The sequence below is a fragment of the Rhodoferax sp. EU05-FHT12H12 genome (assembly GCF_058791215.1).
Window position 1 is genome coordinate 532,649 of record NZ_JBYTDI010000003.1, and the last position, 19,514, is coordinate 552,162.

Here is a 19,514-nt window from a genome sequence, read left to right on the forward strand (position 1 = left end):
GGTAATCCCGTATAGTTCGAGGCCCGCGGCGGGTCGGTGCGCAAGCGCTGGCCCCGCCCCTGCCTCACGGTGTGACCCACCGCCCCTCCCAAGGAAACCATGGTTGCGACAGAAGAGTCCCCCGTGCTGACACGGCTGCAAATTGTTTTGGTTATCGTGGCACTGGCCTGTGGCGGCTTCGCCATTGGCACTGGTGAATTCGCCATCATGGGCCTGCTGCCCGATGTGGCCCGCACCTTTGCGGTCACCACCCCGCAGGCCGGTTATGTCATCAGCGCCTACGCCCTGGGCGTGGTGGTGGGCGCGCCAATCATTGCCATCGCGGGTGCCAAGTCGTCCCGGCGCACGCTGCTGCTGATCCTCATGGCGGTGTTCACCGTGGGCAACTTCGCCAGTGCGCTGGCGCCTGATTTTGTGAGCTTCATCGTGTTGCGCTTTTTGTCAGGCCTGCCACACGGCGCTTACTTTGGTGTCTCCGCGCTGGTGGCGGCATCTTTGGTGCCGCTGGACATGCGGGCCCGCACCGTGGGCTATGTGATGCTGGGGCTGACCGGCGCGACGCTGATCGGCACACCGGTGATGGCGCTGTTTGGGCAGTACCTCAGTTGGCGCGTCATGTTCCTGGCGGTGGGGCTCATCAGCGTATTGACGGTGACGCTGATCTGGATTTACCTGCCGCGTGACAAACCTTCAGAGGGGGCTGGCGTGGTGCGCGAATTGGTGGCGTTTACCCACCCGCAGGTGTTGCTCACCCTCACACTCGCGGCCACCGGTTTTGGCGGCATGTTCGCCATCTTCTCTTACGTTGCCAGCACGGCCACCGAGGTGGCGCACATGCCGGCGGGCATGATTCCGTTGATCATGGTGCTGTTCGGCATCGGCATGAATGTGGGCAATGTGGTGGGCTCCAAGCTGGCCGACATCGCGCTCATGGGCACCATAGGCGGCATGCTGGTGTTCAACATCGTGGTGATGACGCTGTTCAGCCTCACTGCCGCCTCGCCCTGGATGCTGTGCCTCACCTCGTTTCTGATTGGTTGCACCTTTGCGGCCGGCCCGGCCATCCAGACGCGGCTGATGGATGTGGCGGCCGACGGCCAGACGCTGGCCGCCGCGTCCATGCACTCCGCCTTCAATATTGCCAACGCCTTGGGTGCCTGGTTGGGGGGATTGGCCATTGCATGGGGCTACGGCTACGCCGCCACGGGGTATGTGGGGGCCTTCCTGTCGTTCATTGGCCTGTTTGTGTTTGCGGCCTCGGTGCTGCTGGAGCGGCGTGGCACCCTGTCTCGCAGCCCCAGAGGGCTTCGCGATGCAGTGCTAGACTGAGCCCAACCTTCCAACGCGCTATGAAAAACGACTCCCTGATCCACTGGCATTCCATGTTCATGGGGGTGGCGTTGCTGGCATCGGGCCGCTCCAAGGACGCGCGCAAGCGCAACGGGGCCTGCATCGTGAGCCCGGACAACAAGATCTCCGGTGTGGGCTACAACGGCCTGCCGCGCGGCTGCAACGACGATGACGCGCACTACTGGCAGGACGACGACACCGACCCGCTGAACTCGCGCCACAGCTACATCGTCCATGCCGAGCAAAACGCCATCCTCAACTGCACCACGCTGCCGCTGCATGGCTCCACCATTTACGCGACCCAATACCCTTGCCCGCGCTGCGTGCAGTCCATCATCCAGGTTGGCATCAAACGCGTGATTTATCTGGACAAAAAGGCGCACCAGGAGCGCATCAACGGCGCGTCCGAAAAAATGCTGGCCGATGCCGGTGTCGAGATTGCATCGCTGCAGGACCTGCATCCCGCGTCTGCCGACTGGTCCACCGGGCTGGCCCAGTTCATCGAAAACTCCACCCCAGGGAAACCCACACCATGAAATGGGAAGGCAATCGCGAATCTGACAACGTCGAAGACCGCCGCAGCGGTGGATCCGATGGCGGCTTTGGTGGCGGCGGCGGTCTGGGCGGTTTGCTGGGCGCGCTGCTGGGCAGCAAACTCGGCGTGGGCACCCTCGTCGTCGCGCTCTTGGGTGGCTGGGCTTTGGGCATCAATCCACTCACCATCCTGGGGCTGCTGAGCGGCGAGGGCGGCCCCGCACCCATGGTGCAGCAGGCCCCGGCACAGCGTCCGCCGGCCGACGACCGCATGGCCCGCTTTGTTTCCACCGTGCTGGCGGATACGGAGGACGTTTGGACCGAGGTGTTCAAAAAGGGCGGGGCGGACTACCAGCAACCCCGGCTGGTGCTGTTCCGCGGCGCCACCTCCACGGCCTGCGGCCAGGGCCAGAGCGCCATGGGCCCGTTTTACTGCCCGGCCGACCAGAAGGTCTATATCGACCTGGGCTTTTACGAAACCCTGCAAAAGCAATTGGGTGCGCCAGGCGACTTTGCCCAGGCCTATGTGATTGCCCATGAGGTGGGCCACCATGTGCAGAACCTGCTGGGCATCAGTGAAAAGGTGCAAGAGGCCCGCGGCCGCGCCAGCAAAGCCGAGGGCAACGCCCTGAGCGTGCGCCTGGAGTTGCAGGCCGACTGCTTTGCCGGTGTCTGGGCGCACCACGCCAACAATGCGCGCCAACTGCTGGAGGACGGCGATGTGGCCGAGGCCATGAATGCCGCCGCCAAGATTGGCGACGACGCCCTGCAGCGCGGCAGCGGCCAGTCCGTGGTGCCCGAGAGCTTTACCCACGGCAGCAGCGCCCAGCGCCAGCGCTGGTTTGACAAGGGCCTGAAAACCGGCAGCGTCAAGGCCTGCGACACCTTCTCGGCCCGCTCTTTATAGGAGTAGGGGATAATCGGGGTTTGCCCTGAGTCTTGGGGCACCCCCGCTATCGGATGGATAGCACCTTTTTGGCTATGCCTGACCGAATTGACTACTGAACTGCAATCCCCTGCTTCCGCGCCTGCCGCCACTGCGCCCGCCGAAGCCCCGCCCATGCGTTACGCCGATCTGGCGCTGGCCGAGCCGCTCAAGCGCGCCGTGGCCGACATGGGCTATGAATTCATGACGCCTATCCAGGCGCAGGCGATTCCTGTGGTGATTACGGGCAAGGACGTGATGGGCGCCGCCCAGACCGGTACTGGCAAAACGGCCGCTTTCTCGCTGCCCCTGCTGCACCGCCTGATGAAGCACGAAAACGCGTCCACGTCCCCCGCCCGCCACCCCGTGCGCGCGCTGGTGCTGCTGCCCACGCGTGAATTGGCCGACCAGGTCGCCCAGCAGGTCAAGCTGTATGCCAAGCACACCAACCTGCGCAGTGCCGTAGTGTTTGGCGGCATGGACATGAAGCCCCAGACCCTGGAGCTGAAAAAAGGCGTGGAAGTGCTGGTGGCCACCCCCGGCCGCCTGCTGGACCACATCGAAGCCAAAAATGCCGTGCTCAACCAGGTCGAGTACGTGGTGCTGGACGAAGCCGACCGCATGCTGGACATCGGCTTTTTGCCAGACCTGCAGCGCATCCTGTCCTACCTGCCCAAGCAGCGCACCACGCTGTTGTTCAGTGCTACCTTCTCGCCCGAGATCAAGCGCTTGGCCAGCAGCTATCTGCAGAACCCCGTCACTATCGAAGTGGCACGCTCCAACGCCACGGCGTCTACGGTCGAGCAGCACTTCTACAGCGTGGGCGAAGACAGCAAGCGCCACGCCCTGCACCAGATTCTCAAACAGCGTGGCATGAAGCAGGCCTTTGTCTTTGTGAACAGCAAGCTGGGTTGTGCCCGCTTGGCGCGCTCGCTGGAGCGTGAAGGCCTGAAGACCGCTGCCCTGCACGGCGACAAGAGCCAGGACGAGCGCCTCAAAGCGCTGGAAGCCTTCAAAAAGGGCGAAGTGGACTTGCTGGTGTGTACCGATGTGGCCGCCCGCGGCCTGGACATCAAGGATGTGCCCGCGGTGTTCAACTTCGACATCCCTTTCAACGCCGAAGACTATGTGCACCGCATTGGCCGCACGGGGCGCGCCGGCGCTTCCGGCTTGGCCGTGACCTTTGTGGGCGGCGGCAACGATGCCCGCCTCATGGCCGACATCGAGAAGCTGATCAAGACCAAGATTGAACTCGAAGCGGTGGAGTTTGAAGAAGAGCAGCCCGACATTCGCAAGCAAGGCCGTATCAACGATGGCCGCCGCATGTACCACGAAGATGGCAGCGCGGTGAGCGACAACGGCCGCAGCGCCGGACGTGGCGAAGGCCGTGGCCCGCGTGATGATGGTGACCGGGTGCGTGTGCCTCGTGCCCCGCGCAACGACTACAACCGCCCGGTGCAAGTCTCGCGCGACCCGTTCTTTGACAAGCCCTACGAGCCCAGTGCGGCACCGGATGCCGCACCGTCGTGGGAAGCATCTGCGCGCCCTGCCACACGCAGCATCTCTTCCAACATCAAACCCAAACGCAAAGTGGCAGCGCTGTTCAAGTCCGAATAAGGCTTGTCAGGTTTCCAATCAAAAAAACGGCGCCTGGTGCGCCGTTTTTGTTGACCGGTTTATTCCCCGGGTTTTTGTGATTGTTCGCAGTGCACCTGCAGTAGTTCGGTGCGCCAGGGGGCACCTGCGGCGCCAGGCTCGACCCGCAGCGCGCTCAGGCAACCGCCCCACACGCAGCCGGTATCCAGCGCCAACACATCGGGCCGGCCCAGCCAGCCCAGCGTCGACCAGTGGCCAAACGCCACCGCCACATTGGCCGTCTGGCGCCCCGGTGCCTCGTACCAAGGCAGGTAACCCGCGGGCGCCTGGTCGGCCGGGCCAGAGCTGGCGAATTCCATGGCGCCTTCGGGGGTGCAAAAGCGCATGCGCGTCAGCGCGTTCACGATCACGCGCAGCCGTTCAATGCCCTCCAGGTCGTCGTTCCACTGTGCGGGGGCATTGCCATACATGGCATGGAAAAACGCACCCGCTTTGTCCGAACGCAGCACGGCTTCCACTTCGGCTGCCAGTGCTATGGTTTTAATAGCTGTCCACGCAGGCAGTACGCCGGCATGCACCATTAATAGCTCTGAATTGCCAATGCGCTCGTGCATCGCCATGCGCTGCTGGCGCAACCAGTCCAGCAGGGCGGGGCGGTCGGGGGCGGCCAGCAGCGCGTCCAGTGTGTCCAGGCGGCTGGGCTTGCGCACGCCGTGGGCTACGGCCAGCAGGTGCAGGTCGTGGTTGCCCAGCAGGCAGCGGGCGGACGCGCCGTAACCCATCAGGCGGCGCAGCACGCCGGCCGAATCCGGCCCGCGGTTCACCAGGTCGCCCAGCAGGTAGAGCGTGTCGCGGCTGGGGGAGAAGTCGATGCGCTGGAGGAGCTGCGCCAGGGCGGCGTCGCAGCCCTGCACATCGCCAATAAGGTACATTGCCATGGTGTTCATTCTCGCTTGGGTTCCATGGATTTTTTGCTGATCATCGTGCTGACTTTGCTGAATGGTGCTTTCGCCATGTCCGAGCTGGCCCTCACCGCCAGTCGCAAAGTGCGGCTGCAAACCATGGCCGAGGCCGGCGACAAGGGCGCCAAGGCGGCCCTGGCGCTGATGGATAACCCCACCCAGTTTTTGTCGTCCGTGCAGGTCGGCATCACCTCCATTGGCATGCTCAACGGCATCGTGGGCGAGGCTGCTTTTAGTGACAAGCTGGCCGGCTGGTTGCAAACCACGATCACCCTGTCTGACCGCGTGGCTGAAGTCTCGGCCACCGCCATTGTGGTCACCGGCATCACCTTCATCACCATTCTGTTTGGCGAGCTGGTGCCCAAGCGGATTGGCCAGCTCTACCCGGAAACCGTGGCCCGCGTGGTGGCCCTGCCCATGACCTGGGTGGCCACCGGTGCCAAACCTTTTGTGCGCCTGCTCTCGGTCTGCACGCACGGCATGCTCAAGCTGCTGCGCATCGACACCACGGACACCCGCGCGGTGACCGAGGCCGAAATCTCTGCCAGCCTGGAAGAGGGGGTGGATGCCGGGATCATCGAAGAACACGAGCACCAAATGGTGCGCAACGTCTTCCGTCTGGATGACCGGCACCTCACCTCCATGATGCTGCCACGCACCGACATCGCCTGGCTGGACGCCGACTCCACGGTAGAGCAAGCCCTGTCAATGGCCAGCGGCAGCGCTGGCAAGGGGGTGCACTCCTGGTACCCCGTGTGCCGTGGCTCCCTGGACGATGTAGCTGGTGTCGTCAGCGTGGCGCGTTTGCTGGAGCGCGGTGTGCGTTATCCCTACACCATCGCTGCCTTGGTGGAGCCTGCCGTGTTTGTGCCCGAGACTCTGAGTGGCATGGAGCTGATCGAGCAGTTCCGCGTCAAGTCCGCGCGCATGGTGTTTGTGGTGGACGAATACGGTGTGGTGCAAGGCCTCATCACCCCGCACGACCTGCTGGAAGCCATCACCGGCGAGCTGCAACCCGATGTACAAGCCGAAGCCTGGGCCGTGCAGCAAGACGATGGCTCCTGGATGCTCGATGGCCTCATGCCCCTGAGCGAACTCAAGGCCCGGCTGGAAATAGAAGACGACCTGCCCGACGAAGAACGCGGCCGCTACAACACCTTGGCGGGGTTGCTCATGGCGGTGTCGGGCGACCTGCCTGCAGAAGGCGCCAATATCGTCTGCGCGCACTGGCTGTTTGAAGTGGTGGCCCTGGAAGGTCGCCGCATCGACAAGGTGCACGCCCGCCGCACCCTCAACGACTAAGCGCCACGCGGGCTAAAGGCGCCCGGTGAGCTTGTAGGCCAGCAGGCCCACCAGCTCGTGCAATGCGTTTTGCCAGTCGCTGGCACCACCGGCCATTGCAAAGTCCAGCCAGTCGCTGTCGGCGCCGGTGCGGAAATCCACCGGATAGGCTGTGACATTCCAGCCTGCCTTTTGGAACGTGGCCATGGAGCGCGGCATGTGCGAGGCGGATGTGAGCAGCAGCCAGCGCTGGGTCGGGTCCACACCAGGCAACTTGGCCGTCAGCACCGCGTTCTCGTAAGTGTTGCGCGAGGCATCTTCATATTGCACCTGAGACACCTTCACGCCCAGACTGTCAAAGAAAATCTTGGCCCGCTCGGCCTCGGTTTGCCCTACGCCCAACAGCATGCCTTCGCCACCCGTAAACAACACGCGCAGATTCGGGTTGATGCGTAGCAGGGCCACAGTGGCTGTCATTCGCTCGCCTGCGTCATTGAGGCCGGGCTGCGTATGGGCCCGTTGCGTGCGGCCCGATTCCAGCCCGCCGCCTAGCACCACAACACCCACATACCCGTCGAGCTTGGCATCGGGCGCTATCTCGGTGTAGCGGCTTTCCAAATGGCGCAACACGGCTTCAGGCAATGGCTTCCAGGCCGTCAATAGCATGCCCAGCAGGGCCACGCCCACCAGCGTACGGCTCGCTCTGGGCCAGCGCCGCGCACCCAGCAGGCTCAGCAGCAACACCACAAATACCCACACCAGAGGCTGGGTCACCAGAGCCAGAATTTTGGAAGCAAAGAACATGGGAGCGGAAGTTGCTATTTGGTGGCGTCTTCCGGCATGGGCCGCGCCTGCTGCAGCGTGCCCTCTACCGTTTGTTGGATCTGCTGCTGTATTTGCTGGCTCTGCTGCTGCGGGCTTGCGGCAGGTGCTGCGCCCGGGGCCACGCTAGTGGTGCCACCCAGCTGTTTTTTGGCCAGTACGCCAACGATGGCGAGCACGATGAGCAGGCTCACTATTCCAAATATGGCACGCATCACATCAGCCCCTTTCTGTGCAAAAGCCCCTCGCCATAACAGCGAGGGGCTTTCAATTTTGGTGCCGGAGAGATGAATCGAACACCCGACCTTCTCATTACGAATGAGCTGCTCTACCGACTGAGCTACACCGGCAACTAAGCCCGCAATTATAGCGGGATGCCTCTTGTGATCAGGCCGCTTCCGAGTGGTAGCGGGTGGCGCGCTCCACCTCGTTTTTCGATCCCAGGAACACGGCCACACGCTGGTGCAGCTTGGTGGGCTGGATCTCCAGAATGCGTTGTTTGCCATCGGTGGCGGCGCCGCCCGCTTGTTCGATGAGCCATCCCATGGGGTTGGCCTCATACATCAGGCGCAGCTTGCCTGGCTTCTCGGGTTCGCGCTTGTCCCAGGGGTACATGAACACGCCGCCGCGGGTCAGGATGCGGTGCACATCGGCCACCATGCTGGCGATCCAGCGCATGTTGAAGTCCTTGCCGCGCGGGCCGTCGGCGCCTTGCAGGCATTCGTCGATGTAGCGTTTCACCGGCGCATCCCAGTGGCGCATATTGCTCATGTTGATGGCGAATTCCTTGGTGTCCTCGGGCACGCGCACATTCTCTTGCGTCAGCACAAACGAGCCCTGCTCGCGGTCCAGCGTGAACATGGCCACACCGTCGCCCACGGTCAGCACCAACGTGGTTTGCGGGCCGTAGATGCAGTAGCCCGCGGCCACCTGCTGGGTGCCGGGCTGCAGGAAGTCTTGCTCGCTCACGCTGGGGCCTTCGGGCGCCTTGAGCAGCACACTGAAGATGGTGCCAATGCTCACGTTGACGTCGATGTTGCTGGAGCCGTCCAGTGGGTCAAACATCAGCAGGTATTCGCCCTGCGGGTAGCGGTTGGGCACGGTGTAGATGCCTTCCATTTCCTCGCTGGCCATGGCGGCCAGGTGGCCGCCCCACTCGTTGGCTTCAATCAGCACTTCGTTGGCAATGATGTCCAGCTTCTTCTGGATTTCGCCCTGTACGTTTTCGCTTTCGGCCGTACCCAGCACGCCGCCCAGGGCGCCCTTGGTCACGGCCAGGCTGATGCTTTTGCAGGCGCGGGCCACCACCTCCAGCAGCAGGCGCAGCTGGGGTGGAATGGCGCCGGGGGCGCTGCCCTTGCCTTCGTGGCCGCGCTGCTTCTCAATGAGGTAGCGCGTGAGCGAGATGCGTTGTGTCATGGAAAGGTCCTAAGTTTGAAAAATCAGTCCGCCAGCGCGCGGTCCACGACCTCGCGCACATCGTTGCTGAGGTCGGCCTTGGCGGCCACACGCACCAGTGCTTCACGTGCAGCGCTGCGGTAGGGCTCGGCCAGCTTCTTCCAGCGGTCCAGCGCGCGGGCCAGGCGGGCGGCCACCTGGGGGTTGATGCCATCCAGCTCCATCACGCGTTCGGCCCAGAATACATAACCTGCCGCGTCCGCCCGGTGGAAACCACCGGGGTTGGCGCTGCAGAAGCTGAAGATGACGCTGCGTGCACGGTTGGGGTTGCGGATGTTGAAGTCCGGGTGGGCCAGCAGCAGGCGCACGGCGGGCAGCACCTGGCCACCGCGGTCGCTGGTACCGGCTTGCAGGGCAAACCATTTGTCCAGCACCAGGGCTTCGTCTTTGAACAGCGCGTGGAAACGGGCCAGGGCGGGCGACGCGAGTGCGTGGCTGCTGCCCACCAGGGCGTGCAGGGCGTTGAAGCGGTCGGTCATGTTGCTGGCGTCTTTGAAGCGCTGCAGCGTCTTGCCGGGCCAGACCTCATCGCCACTCTGCATGGCAGCCAGGCACAGGAAGCTGAGCGCCATGCCGGCCAGCGCGCGGCGGCCGCTGGACACCGGGTCGGGGCGGTAGGCGCCGTTGTTCTCGTGCACGCTGTAGGCCCATTGCCAGTCCGCCTGCAGGGCGATGGCCAGCTGCAGGCGCATGGCTTCGCGCACGGCGTGGATGCGCTGCGGGTCCACCACGTCCAGCTGTTCGGCGATGTAGGTCTCGGAGGGCAGGGTCAGTACCAGTTCCTTGAACGCAGCGTCCAGCGTGGGGTGGCGCAATACGGTGCGCATGGCATCGATATAGGCATCATTAAGGGGTGTAGCCACCGTGGTATCTGCGCCAGCAGCTATTGAATTGATAGCGCTGCGCAACGCCAATCGTTGACCGGCTTCCCAGCGGTTGAACGGGTCAGGGTCGTTCGCCAGCAGGGTGAGCAGTTGGGCGTCACTGTAGTCAAAGTCCAGCACCACGGGCGCCGAGAAGCCGCGCAGGATGGAGGGCACGGGCTCTTCGGTCACCCCGGTGAAGGTGATGCTCTGGCTGGCCTCGGTCAGCACAAAGAGGTGGCTGTCGGCACCGGCCACGCTGCTGCCTTGCACCTGCAGGGGCAGGGCCGCGCCGCTGCTGGCACCCACCAGGCCCAGGTTCACGGGGATGACAAAGGACTCTTTGCCGACTTGGCCCGGTGTGGGCGCACAGCTCTGGCTGAAGTGCAGCGTGTAGGTCTGCGCCGCCGCGTCATATGCACCACGCGTGGCCAGGCGGGGCGTGCCGGCCTGGCTGTACCAGCGCTTGAACTGGGGCAGCAAGTTGGCCAGCGCGGAGCCGGGGTTGGCGTCGGCAATGCTTTGGGCAAAGTCATCGCAGGTCACGGCCTGGCCGTCAAAGCGCGCGAAGTACAGCGCCATGCCCTTGGCAAAGCCGGCGCGGCTGGTCAGGGTCTGCATCATGCGGACCACTTCGGCACCTTTTTCGTAGATGGTGACGGTGTAGAAGTTGTTGATCTCGATGTAGCTGTCGGGCCGCACCGGGTGGGCCATGGGGCCCGCATCTTCGGGGAACTGGGCGGTGCGCAACACACGCACGTCTTCGATGCGCTTGACGGCGCGGGCGCTGGGCTCGGCGCACAGGTCCTGGCTGAATTCCTGGTCGCGGAACACGGTCAGGCCTTCTTTCAGGCTCAGCTGGAACCAGTCGCGGCAGGTGATGCGGTTGCCGGTCCAGTTGTGGAAGTACTCATGGCCCACCACGCTCTCGATGTTGCCGTAGTCCGCATCGGTGGCGGTGGCCTGGTTCGCCAACACGTACTTGGTGTTGAAGATGTTCAGGCCCTTGTTCTCCATCGCGCCCATGTTGAAGTCGCTGGTGGCGACGATCATGAAGCGCTCCAGGTCCAGCGGCAGGCCGAAGCGGGCCTCGTCCCAGGCCACGCTGGCCATCAGGCTGTTCATGGCGTGTTCGGTCTTGTCCAGATCACCAGGGCGCACATACACCTGCAGCAAATGCTCTTTGCCCGCGCGGCTGGTGATGCGCTGCTCACGCGCCACCAGTTGGCCGGCCACCAGCGCAAACAGGTAGCTGGGCTTCTTGTGGGGATCCACCCACTTGGCGAAGTGGCGGCCATCTTCCAGCACACCGCTGTCCACCAGGTTGCCGTTGGACAGCAGCACCGGGTACTTGGCCTTGTCGGCGCGCAGGGTCACCGTGTACATGGCCATCACATCGGGGCGGTCCAGGAAGTAGGTGATGCGGCGGAAGCCCTCGGCCTCGCACTGTGTGAAGAACGATTCGTTGCTCACGTACAGGCCCATGAGCTTGGTGTTTTTGACCGGCGCGCAGGTGGTAAAAATTTCCAGCGCAAAAGGCTCGCTGCCTTCGGGCAGGTTTTCCAGCACCAGCTGGTTGTTTTCCATCTTGAAGCTTGTGCCCTGGCCGTTCACCAGCACGCGGGCCAGGTTCAGCTCTTCACCGTCCAGGCGCAGGGGCCCTGCCGCCACATCGGGGTTGCGGCGCAGCGTCATCTTGTTGAGCACGCGGGTCTTGGCGGGGTCCAGGTCAAAACTCAGGTCGACGGTGTCGATCCAGTAGGCGGGGGCGGTGTAGTCGCCGCGGTGGATCACCGCAGCCGGGCCCGAGGCCTCACGAAGTTGCAACATGGTGTGTCTCCAGAAATTGGGATGTGATCAAGGTGTGGTAATCGGGCACGACGGCCAGTACGTGGGGGCCGCGCAGTTCGTCAGGGTGGTGGCTGCTGGCAATGCCCACGGCGCGCATGCCGGCGCGGCGCGCGGCTTCAATGCCCAGCGGTGCGTCTTCAAACACGATGCAGCGCGCAGGCTCCACACCCATGCGGCGCGCAGCTTCCAGAAAGATGGCCGGCTCGGGCTTGCCGGGCAGGCCCTCGTCGCCGCCCACGGTGGTGAGCGGGGCGATGGGCATTTGCAGATGCTGGTAGGCGAAGGCCTGGTTGTGGCGGTCGCCTGCCGTGCCCACGCCCAGCTTCAGGCCGCGCGCATGGGCCAGGTTGAAAAACGCTTTGAACCCCGCTACCTCGGCAAAGATGGGCGAGAAAATTTCGCGGTACACCGCTTCCTTTTCGTGCACATGGGCCATGGCCACGGCCTCGTCCATCTCCGGGTGGTCAAACAGGTCGCGCATGCACTCCAGGCCGGTGCGGCCGGTGGTGCGGCGCATCAGGTCGTCAATGTCCACCTGCAACTGTTTGCGGCGCGCGAACTCTACCCAGCTGTGTTTGTGCGAGGGCATGGAGTCGATCATGGTGCCGTCCATGTCGAAAATCAAAGCGTCCAACATGCCTTAGATACCTTGCTTCAACGAAGCCTGGATGAACACATCCAAGTCCCCATCCAGCACCTTTTGGGTGGCAGACACTTCCACGTTGGTGCGCAGGTCCTTGATACGGCTGTTGTCCAGCACGTAGCTGCGGATCTGGTGGCCCCAGCCCACATCGGTCTTGGTGTCTTCCAGCTTTTGCTGCGCCTCTTGCTGCTTGCGCAGCTCGAAGTCATATAGGCGGCTGCGCAGGCGCTTCCAGGCCACGTCGCGGTTGCTGTGTTGGCTGCGGCCGTCCTGGCACTGCACCACGATGCCGGTGGGGATGTGCGTCAGGCGCACGGCCGAGTCGGTCTTGTTGATGTGCTGGCCGCCGGCGCCGGAGGCGCGGAAGGTGTCGGTGCGCACGTCGCTGGGGTTGATCTCGATCTCGATGGAGTCGTCAATTTCGGGGTACACAAACACCGACGCGAACGAGGTGTGGCGGCCACCCGAGGAATCGAACGGCGACTTGCGCACCAGGCGGTGCACACCGGTTTCGGTACGCAGCAGGCCAAAGGCGTATTCGCCCTCGATCTTGATGGTGGCACCCTTGATGCCGGCGGTGTCGCCGTCGGTGATGTCTTCCACCGTGGCGGTAAAACCTTTGCGTTCCGCGTACTTGAGGTACTGGCGCAGCAGCATGCTGGCCCAGTCGCAGGCTTCGGTGCCGCCGGCGCCGGCCTGGATGTCCAGGAAGCAGGGCAGGGGGTCGGCCGGGTTGTTGAACATGCGGCGGAATTCCAGGCCCTCGATGATCTCGGCCAGCTTGGCGGTTTCGCCTTCGATGGTGATCAGGCCGTCCTCGTCGCCGTCTTCCTTGCTCATCTCGAACAACTCGGTGTTGTCCGCGAGGTTGCTGGTCAGCTCATTGAGCGTGACGACCACGCCGTCCAGCATCTTCTTTTCTTTGCCCAGCTCCTGGGCTTTCTTGGGGTCGTTCCAGACGGAGGGGTCTTCTAACGATGCATTGACGGTGCGCAGGCGCTCGGCTTTGGCATCGTAGTCAAAGATACCCCCGAAGTTCCTGGGTCCTGCTGCTCAGGTCTGCCAGGGTGGTGCCGATAAGGTTGACGCGCTCTGCTTCGATCATGGTGTTCTCGTTCTGCTGAATGGGGAAAACACCGATTTTCTCATGCTTGGGCGCCCCGCCGGCGCCCCTGCCTAGCGGCCGAACAGGCCTTTGAGTGCTTCACCTACCCCGGGTATGCCCGGCAACACCGGCAAGAGCGACTTTTGCTCGGGTGCGCCCTCCCCCTTGTCCGGCTTGTTGGTGGGGCTTTCGGCAGCTGCGCGGCGCTTGCCCGCGCTGTCTTCCAGCGGCAGCATGGCCACCGATTTGACACGCACGCGGGCCGACCACTCGGGGGCCCAGGCCACGCGGCGGTCGGTGGGGCGGGGTGGGTGCACCAGGTTCAGCTCCTGCCCATAGGCCATGGCTTGCACCATGGCACCTTTGGATGTGGCAAAAATGCCGGCCGGAATGGCGCACTGGGTCTGGCTGGTGGGCAGCAGGGTTTTGTCGGCCAGCCACAGGTCCAGGTTGGGGGTGCTCAGGTAATCCATCAGGCCCCAGCCCGGCTCGGGGGGGTCGGACGAACTCCACAGCACCATCTCGCCGTCGTTGCCGCCCATGGCGTTCAAGAAGTAGGCCCGCGCCTGCGGCTGCGCCTGCCAGGCCAGGGTGGTGGTATTGGCGCCACCCCCCGTGCTGGATAGCACCAGCGGCGGCATGAAGTCTTGCACCTGGCCGATGGAGAACTGCAGGCTGGCCGGAATGCCTTCGCCCGACACCTTGTGCTCGCCCTGTACCGATGCGCCCTTGGGCACCTGCTGTTTGCTCTGGGCATTGGGCCAGATGGCGTGGCCCGGTGCGGCGGTGGCGCCGCGCTCGCGGGTGGCGCGTCCGCGCATGAACTGGGCATAGTCCTCGGGTTTGGCGTTGCTCAGGTCCAGCACCCTGGGTTGGCCGGGGCGCACGGTGTCGCTGCAGCCCCAGTAGAGCAGGATGCGGCCCTTGGGTTGCTCGGGCATGCCCTCGTCCGTGTCGCGGCCCTGGGGCGGTTTGTTTTTGGCCGCCACAGGCTCCGGCGGCAGCAGGGGCAGGCTGGGGCCCAGGCCCAGACCCGCGGGAATGGTTTGGGTGGCCTGTGTGCCAGCGGGCTTGCGCTGGGTGGCCACGGCAATGTCCAGCCAGCGGCCGGGCATCATGCCCTTGGTGGCGCCAAAGCTGTTGTCGCCCACACCTTGCATGCCCACCATGCCGGCCGCCATGCCCCCCAGGGCACTGAGGTTGGGCAGCTCATCCATATCCGCCATGCGCACCGTGGCCACGTCCATCCAGTACTGCGCGACAGGGGGGCGGACCACCTGGGTTTGCGCCACTGTGGCTGTGCTGGCCATGGCCAGCAGCAGGGTGCTGACAAGGGGGGATGGTCGGTTGCGGGCTTGCATGGAATCTCCTGAAGCGGTGCGGACGGTGCGCCGCATTATCAACCCGCTGTGTGTCTGGTGCGTACCGGCGTTTCAGGCAATAAAACGCTCGATCAGCGCGGCCAGTACTTCGGGCTGGTCGTGGTGCATCATGTGGCCGGCATCTTCAATGCGTGCCACTTCCGCGTTGGGCACCACCTGCAGGCGTTCGTGGTACTCGGCCAGGGTGAACTTGCCCTTCCACCACAGGTCCAGGCTGTTGTCCGATGCTTCCACCGCCAGAACGGGCATGGTCAGGCGCTTGTAGATCTCCAGCACTTCTTCCACGCGGTAAAGCTGGGCGTTGGAAATCTTGTGCGCCGCATCGCCCTGGATGGACCACTTGCCTTCGGTGTTTTCGGCGGCCCAGTGGCGGGCCAGCCAGTCGGCTTTGTCCTGGCCCAGGCGTGGGTTGGTTTTCATGAGGCGGCGGGCCACGCCGTTGGCGCTGTCGTAGGCCTTCAGGTCCATCTCGCCCGCGTGCAGTTTTTTCAGTTCGTCCATCCAGCTGGCAAACCGGCCCGGCGCTTGTGCTGGGCGGGTGGCGGGCATGCCAAAGCCTTCCAGGTTGACCAGACGGCGGATGCGTTCGGGCCGCACGCCGCCATACAGCATGACCACATTGCCGCCCATGCTGTGGCCCACCAGGTTGACGGGCTGGCCGGGGGCGTAGTGGTCCAGCAGAAAGTCCAGGTCGGCCAGGTAGTCGGGGAACCAGTAGCTGTCGGTTGCGGGGGCTTTGGTCTGGCCATAACCACGCCAGTCGGGCGCGATGATGTAGTGGTCTTGCGCGAACGCGTCCACCACAAACTGGTAGCTGGCGGCGACGTCCATCCAGCCATGCACCATGACCAGCGGCACCTTGCCGACGCCTGGCTCGCCCCACACTTGCACGTGGTAGCGCAGGTTGCGGATGGGGACGAATTCGCTTTTGCAGGGGCGTTTGACTTGGTACATTGCTGGAATCATAAGGACGTACAAGGAGACAGGGCATGCCCGTCAGTCAAGGCAGAGACACCACACCCCGGCCGAGGCGAGCCGCTCCACCTGCCGCCTACACGGCGTTGCACCAGGGCTTTGGCTGGCAGGTGCCCACGCACTTCAATATGGCCCAGGCCTGCAGCCAGCGCTGGGCGGCGCTGCCGGATGCTCCTAAAAGAATAGCTGTCCGCGCATATTCCACGGGGGCTGAGAGCACTTTTTATACTTATTCTGAGCTGCAGACGCAGGCCAACCGCCTCTCCAACGTGCTGCGTACGCTGGGCGTGCAGCGTGGCGACTGCGTGGGCATTGTGCTGCCGCAGCGCTTCGAGACCGCGGTGGCCTACATGGCGGTGCTGCAGCTGGGTGCGGTGGCCATGCCGCTCTCCATGCTGTTTGGCCCCGAGGCGCTGCAGTTTCGCCTGCACGACAGCGAGGCCGTGGTGGCCATTGGTGATGCCAGTGCGTTGGACGCACTCAACAGCGTGCGCGACGACTGCCCGCTGCTGCGCACCGTGATTGGCGTGGGCACGCCGGGCACGGCCGATGTGCACTGGGCCGACGTGCTGGCCCAAGCCCCCGCCAGCTTCACGCCCGTGGACACCCTGGCCGAAGCACCCGCCGTGCTGATCTACACCAGCGGCACCACCGGCAACCCCAAGGGCGCGCTGATTCCGCACCGCGCCCTGATCGGCAACCTGAGCGGTTTTGTGGCCAGCCAAAACTGGTTTGGTTTCGATGGCAAGAAGAACGCCACTTCCAAGGCCGTGTTCTGGTCTCCGGCAGACTGGGCCTGGACCGGTGGACTCATGGACGCGCTGCTCCCCACGCTGTACTTTGGCCGCCCCATCGTGGCCTACAGCGGCCGTTTCAGCCCGCAGACGGCGCTGGAGCTGATGCGCGACTGCGGCGTCACACACACCTTCCTCTTCCCCACCGCGCTCAAGGCCATGATGAAGGCCTACCCCGGCACCAAAGGCAAAACCGTGCGCCAGCAGTTCCAGCTACAGCTGGACGCCATCATGAGTGCCGGCGAGGCCGTGGGTGACGCGGTGTTTGGCTACTGTGCAACGCAGCTTGGCGTGCCGCCCAACGAGATGTTTGGCCAGACCGAGATGAACTACATCGTCGGCAATTGCAATTTGCGCTACCCGTCCAAACCCGGCAGCATGGGCATGGGCTACCCCGGCCACCGCGTGGCGGTGATTGACGACGAGGGCAAGGAATGCGCAGTGGGCGTGCCCGGCGATGTGGCGCTGCACCGGCTGGACGTGCACGGCCAGCCCGACCCGATCTTCTTTCTGGGCTACTGGAAAAACCCCGCCGCCACGGCCGCCAAGTTCACCGGCGACTGGTGCCGCACGGGCGACCTGGCCGTGCGCGATGCGGACGGCTACCTCTGGTACCAGGGCCGCAGCGACGACGTGTTCAAGGCCGCGGGCTACCGCATTGGCCCCGGTGAAATCGAGAACTGCCTGGTCAAACACCCCGCCGTCATCAACGCCGCGGTGGTGCCCAAGCCAGACGCCGAGCGTGGTGCACTGGTCAAGGCCTATGTGGTGATTGCTCCTGATTTCATAGCTGCTTGCGCAGGTAATACGGGCGCTACAACCCAATTACATGCCAAACTCACGGCCGAGCTGCAAGCCCACGTAAAAGGCCAGCTGGCACCCTACGAGTACCCCAAGGAGATTGAATTTGTGGACGCCTTGCCCATGACCACCACCGGCAAGGTGCAGCGCCGGGTGTTGCGCCTGCAAGAAGAGGTGCGTTATGCAGCTGCCCGGCGTTAAGCCCACGCTGCTGCGGCGCATTGCCTGGCTGAGTTGGAGCAAGTGGCTGGCGGTGCCCTTGTTCTCCCTTCTGCAGTACGCCGCCAGCCCCTGGCGCAGCATGTTTTTTGGGGCACTGGTGCTCAGCGCTGCGCTGTCCGTGTTTCTGTTTTTTGCATTGCGGGCCTGGGAGTTCAGCCTGCGCCGCCAGTTTGTGCGCGAGGCACCGCTGCCACGCTTTCTGGGCGCCAAGCTCATGGCGCAGTACCCGCAGCTCAGCGCACGCGACACGGAGCTGGTGCTGCACGGCCTGCGCCAGTTTTTTATGGCGCACCTGCGCAGCAAGCGCCAGTTTGTCGCCATGCCGTCCAAGGTGGTGGATGCCGCCTGGCACGAGTTCATCCTGCACACCCGCGGGTATGCGCAGTGGTGCCATGCCGCGTTTGGCAGCCTGCTGCACCACAGCCCGGCCGAAGTGCTGGGGCGTGACGCCCGCCGCAACGACGGTTTGCGCCGTGTCTGGTACTGGACCTGCAAGGAGGAGGGCATCAACCCCCGTCAGCCCAGCCGCCTGCCCCTGTTGTTTGCGCTGGACAAAAAATTTGGCATTCCGGGTGGCTACAGCTACGTGCCCGATTGCCGCGACATCGACCGCCAGAGTGGCTCCGGCGATCACTGTGGCACCACCTTTGGGGGCGAGGGCGGAAGTGGCAGCGATGCGCCGGGCGACGCCGGTGGCTTTGGTGGCTCCGAAGGCTCGGGCGGTGGCGCAGACGGCGGCTCCGACGGTGGCGGTTGCGGCGGAGGCTGTGGCGGTGACTAGGGTATTCCTGCCGCGCTACCATCTCCCAACTGCCGCGAACCTCTCGCATTTTTTACACTCTGCTTTGCAATGAAAACCATCCAACTCGGCCGCAGCGACCTGCACGTCACCCCCATCTGCCTGGGCACCATGACCTTTGGTGAGCAGGTGGACGAACCCACCTCCCACGCTATCCTGAGCCGCTCGCTGGAGCGCGGCGTGAACTTCATCGACACGGCCGAGATGTACTCCGTGCCCCCGCGGGCCGAGACCTTCAACCTGACCGAAAAAATCATCGGCAACTGGATCAAGGCCAACCCCGGTGCGCGGGAGAAGCTGGTGATCGCGACCAAGGTGGCCGGCCCCTCGCGCGGCATGCCCTGGGTGCGCAACGGCAGCAGCAACCTGACCGCCGAAGACATCGTGGCCGCGGCGGATGGCAGCTTGAAGCGCATGAATATCGAGGTCATCGATCTCTACCAGATCCACTGGCCGGTGCGCCACGTGCCCATGTTCGGCGGCATGTACTACAACCCCGCCAATGAAAACGTGGGCGGCAGCGCCATCGAAGAGCAGCTGCGCGCCATGGACACGCTGGTCAAGGCCGGCAAGGTGCGCGCCATTGGCCTGTCGAATGAAACCTCGTATGGCGTGCACGAGTTTGTGCGCCTGGCCGAGCAGCACGGCCTGCCGCGTATTGCCACCGTGCAAAACAACTACGGCCTGTTGGCCCGCACCGCAGAAAACGGCCTGGACGAAACCATGCACCGCCTGGGCGTCTCGCTGTTGCCGTATTCGCCGCTGGCGTTTGGTTTGCTGACCGGCAAGTACGACGAAGAAGGCCTGCTGGGCGAGACCGTGTCGCAAGAGTGGCGCCTGCGCAAGTTCGAGTCCACCCGCAAGCAGCGCTGGGGCCGCCCCGACGCCCTGAAAGCCGCCCGCAAGTACAACGCCCTGGCCCGCGAATACGGCTTCACGCCCAGCCAGATGGCGCTGGCCTTCTGCTACACCAAGTGGCAAGTCGCCAGCACCATCATCGGCGTGCGCACCCTGGAGCAACTGGACCAGAACATCGACGCCTGGGGCACCGTGCTGCCCGAAGAACTGCTCAAGAAAATTGACGAAGTGCGCTGGGAGATTCGCGACCCAGCGGTGTGAGGCCAAGCCCGTGCGCTCTGCCGCAAGGCAGG

Annotated in this window: 17 protein-coding genes and 1 tRNA gene; 8 read left to right on the forward strand and 10 right to left on the reverse strand. The window is 64.1% G+C overall.

Features of this window, described 5'->3' with window-relative positions; genetic code table 11:
* Positions 1 to 99: 99 nt before the first annotated feature.
* The 4 genes from AC3WS7_RS11990 to AC3WS7_RS12005 all read left to right on the forward strand — a co-directional run bounded on the left by AC3WS7_RS11990 (position 100) and on the right by AC3WS7_RS12005 (position 4,426).
* Positions 100 to 1,329, forward strand: a complete 1,230-nt coding sequence (locus tag AC3WS7_RS11990) for an MFS transporter (RefSeq protein ID WP_296469117.1) — start codon at positions 100 to 102, stop codon at positions 1,327 to 1,329.
* Positions 1,330 to 1,349: 20 nt separating this feature from the next.
* A complete protein-coding gene (locus tag AC3WS7_RS11995; protein WP_492656499.1) occupies positions 1,350 to 1,886 on the forward strand; it encodes a deoxycytidylate deaminase in 537 nt (178 codons plus the stop codon).
* Positions 1,883 to 2,791: a KPN_02809 family neutral zinc metallopeptidase gene (gene ypfJ / locus AC3WS7_RS12000; RefSeq protein ID WP_492656500.1), complete on the forward strand. Its 909-nt coding sequence runs from the start codon at positions 1,883 to 1,885 to the stop codon at positions 2,789 to 2,791. The genes AC3WS7_RS11995 and ypfJ overlap by 4 nt, the downstream gene beginning before the upstream one ends.
* 153 nt (positions 2,792 to 2,944) lie before the next feature.
* The gene (locus tag AC3WS7_RS12005) at positions 2,945 to 4,426 is read left to right on the forward strand and encodes a DEAD/DEAH box helicase (protein WP_492656501.1); all 1,482 of its coding nucleotides are present in this window, start codon (positions 2,945 to 2,947) and stop codon (positions 4,424 to 4,426) included.
* A gap of 59 nt (positions 4,427 to 4,485) precedes the next feature.
* Here the strand turns inward: AC3WS7_RS12005 and AC3WS7_RS12010 are convergent, their stop codons facing one another.
* A complete protein-coding gene (locus tag AC3WS7_RS12010; RefSeq protein WP_296469122.1) occupies positions 4,486 to 5,343 on the reverse strand; it encodes a symmetrical bis(5'-nucleosyl)-tetraphosphatase in 858 nt (285 codons plus the stop codon).
* 24 nt (positions 5,344 to 5,367) lie between these two features.
* Here AC3WS7_RS12010 and AC3WS7_RS12015 point away from each other — a divergent pair, with 24 nt between their 5' ends.
* The gene (locus tag AC3WS7_RS12015) at positions 5,368 to 6,669 is read left to right on the forward strand and encodes a hemolysin family protein (RefSeq protein WP_296469124.1); all 1,302 of its coding nucleotides are present in this window, start codon (positions 5,368 to 5,370) and stop codon (positions 6,667 to 6,669) included.
* A gap of 12 nt (positions 6,670 to 6,681) precedes the next feature.
* On the opposite strand, the gene AC3WS7_RS12020 is transcribed toward AC3WS7_RS12015, so the two are convergent.
* The 9 genes from AC3WS7_RS12020 to AC3WS7_RS12060 form a co-directional block, all read right to left on the reverse strand.
* Positions 6,682 to 7,452, reverse strand: coding sequence for a YdcF family protein (locus tag AC3WS7_RS12020; protein WP_492656502.1), 771 nt, complete (start codon positions 7,450 to 7,452; stop codon positions 6,682 to 6,684).
* Positions 7,453 to 7,466: 14 nt separating this feature from the next.
* Positions 7,467 to 7,685, reverse strand: a complete 219-nt coding sequence (locus tag AC3WS7_RS12025; RefSeq protein ID WP_492656503.1) for a hypothetical protein — start codon at positions 7,683 to 7,685, stop codon at positions 7,467 to 7,469.
* 59 nt (positions 7,686 to 7,744) lie between these two features.
* Positions 7,745 to 7,820, reverse strand: a tRNA-Thr gene (locus AC3WS7_RS12030).
* A 37-nt stretch (positions 7,821 to 7,857) separates the two neighbouring features.
* The gene (locus tag AC3WS7_RS12035) at positions 7,858 to 8,889 is read right to left on the reverse strand and encodes a class 1 fructose-bisphosphatase (protein ID WP_296469129.1); all 1,032 of its coding nucleotides are present in this window, start codon (positions 8,887 to 8,889) and stop codon (positions 7,858 to 7,860) included.
* A gap of 23 nt (positions 8,890 to 8,912) precedes the next feature.
* A complete protein-coding gene (gene pepN / locus AC3WS7_RS12040) occupies positions 8,913 to 11,621 on the reverse strand; it encodes an aminopeptidase N (RefSeq protein WP_492656504.1) in 2,709 nt (902 codons plus the stop codon).
* The gene (locus AC3WS7_RS12045) at positions 11,605 to 12,279 is read right to left on the reverse strand and encodes an HAD family hydrolase (protein WP_492656505.1); all 675 of its coding nucleotides are present in this window, start codon (positions 12,277 to 12,279) and stop codon (positions 11,605 to 11,607) included. The genes pepN and AC3WS7_RS12045 overlap by 17 nt, the downstream gene beginning before the upstream one ends.
* A 3-nt stretch (positions 12,280 to 12,282) precedes the next feature.
* A protein-coding gene (gene prfB, locus AC3WS7_RS12050; RefSeq protein WP_296469204.1) for a peptide chain release factor 2 occupies positions 12,283 to 13,387 on the reverse strand; the annotation gives its coding sequence in 2 pieces (ribosomal slippage) (positions 12,283 to 13,305 and positions 13,307 to 13,387; 1,104 coding nt in all).
* A gap of 74 nt (positions 13,388 to 13,461) precedes the next feature.
* Positions 13,462 to 14,751, reverse strand: a complete 1,290-nt coding sequence (locus tag AC3WS7_RS12055; RefSeq protein WP_492656506.1) for a hypothetical protein — start codon at positions 14,749 to 14,751, stop codon at positions 13,462 to 13,464.
* A 72-nt stretch (positions 14,752 to 14,823) separates the two neighbouring features.
* On the reverse strand, positions 14,824 to 15,726 hold the full coding sequence (locus AC3WS7_RS12060) for an alpha/beta fold hydrolase (RefSeq protein WP_492656507.1): 903 nt from the start codon (positions 15,724 to 15,726) through the stop codon (positions 14,824 to 14,826).
* A 35-nt stretch (positions 15,727 to 15,761) separates the two neighbouring features.
* Between AC3WS7_RS12060 and AC3WS7_RS12065 the strand changes: the two genes are divergently transcribed.
* The 3 genes from AC3WS7_RS12065 to AC3WS7_RS12075 all read left to right on the forward strand — a co-directional run bounded on the left by AC3WS7_RS12065 (position 15,762) and on the right by AC3WS7_RS12075 (position 19,482).
* Positions 15,762 to 17,543, forward strand: a complete 1,782-nt coding sequence (locus tag AC3WS7_RS12065) for an acetate--CoA ligase (protein ID WP_492656508.1) — start codon at positions 15,762 to 15,764, stop codon at positions 17,541 to 17,543.
* Complete coding sequence (locus tag AC3WS7_RS12070) at positions 17,524 to 18,345, forward strand: glycine-rich domain-containing protein (protein WP_492656509.1); 822 nt, start codon at positions 17,524 to 17,526, stop codon at positions 18,343 to 18,345. The genes AC3WS7_RS12065 and AC3WS7_RS12070 overlap by 20 nt, the downstream gene beginning before the upstream one ends.
* 69 nt (positions 18,346 to 18,414) lie before the next feature.
* Positions 18,415 to 19,482, forward strand: a complete 1,068-nt coding sequence (locus tag AC3WS7_RS12075) for an aldo/keto reductase (protein ID WP_492656510.1) — start codon at positions 18,415 to 18,417, stop codon at positions 19,480 to 19,482.
* The last annotated feature ends 32 nt before the right edge of the window (positions 19,483 to 19,514 follow it).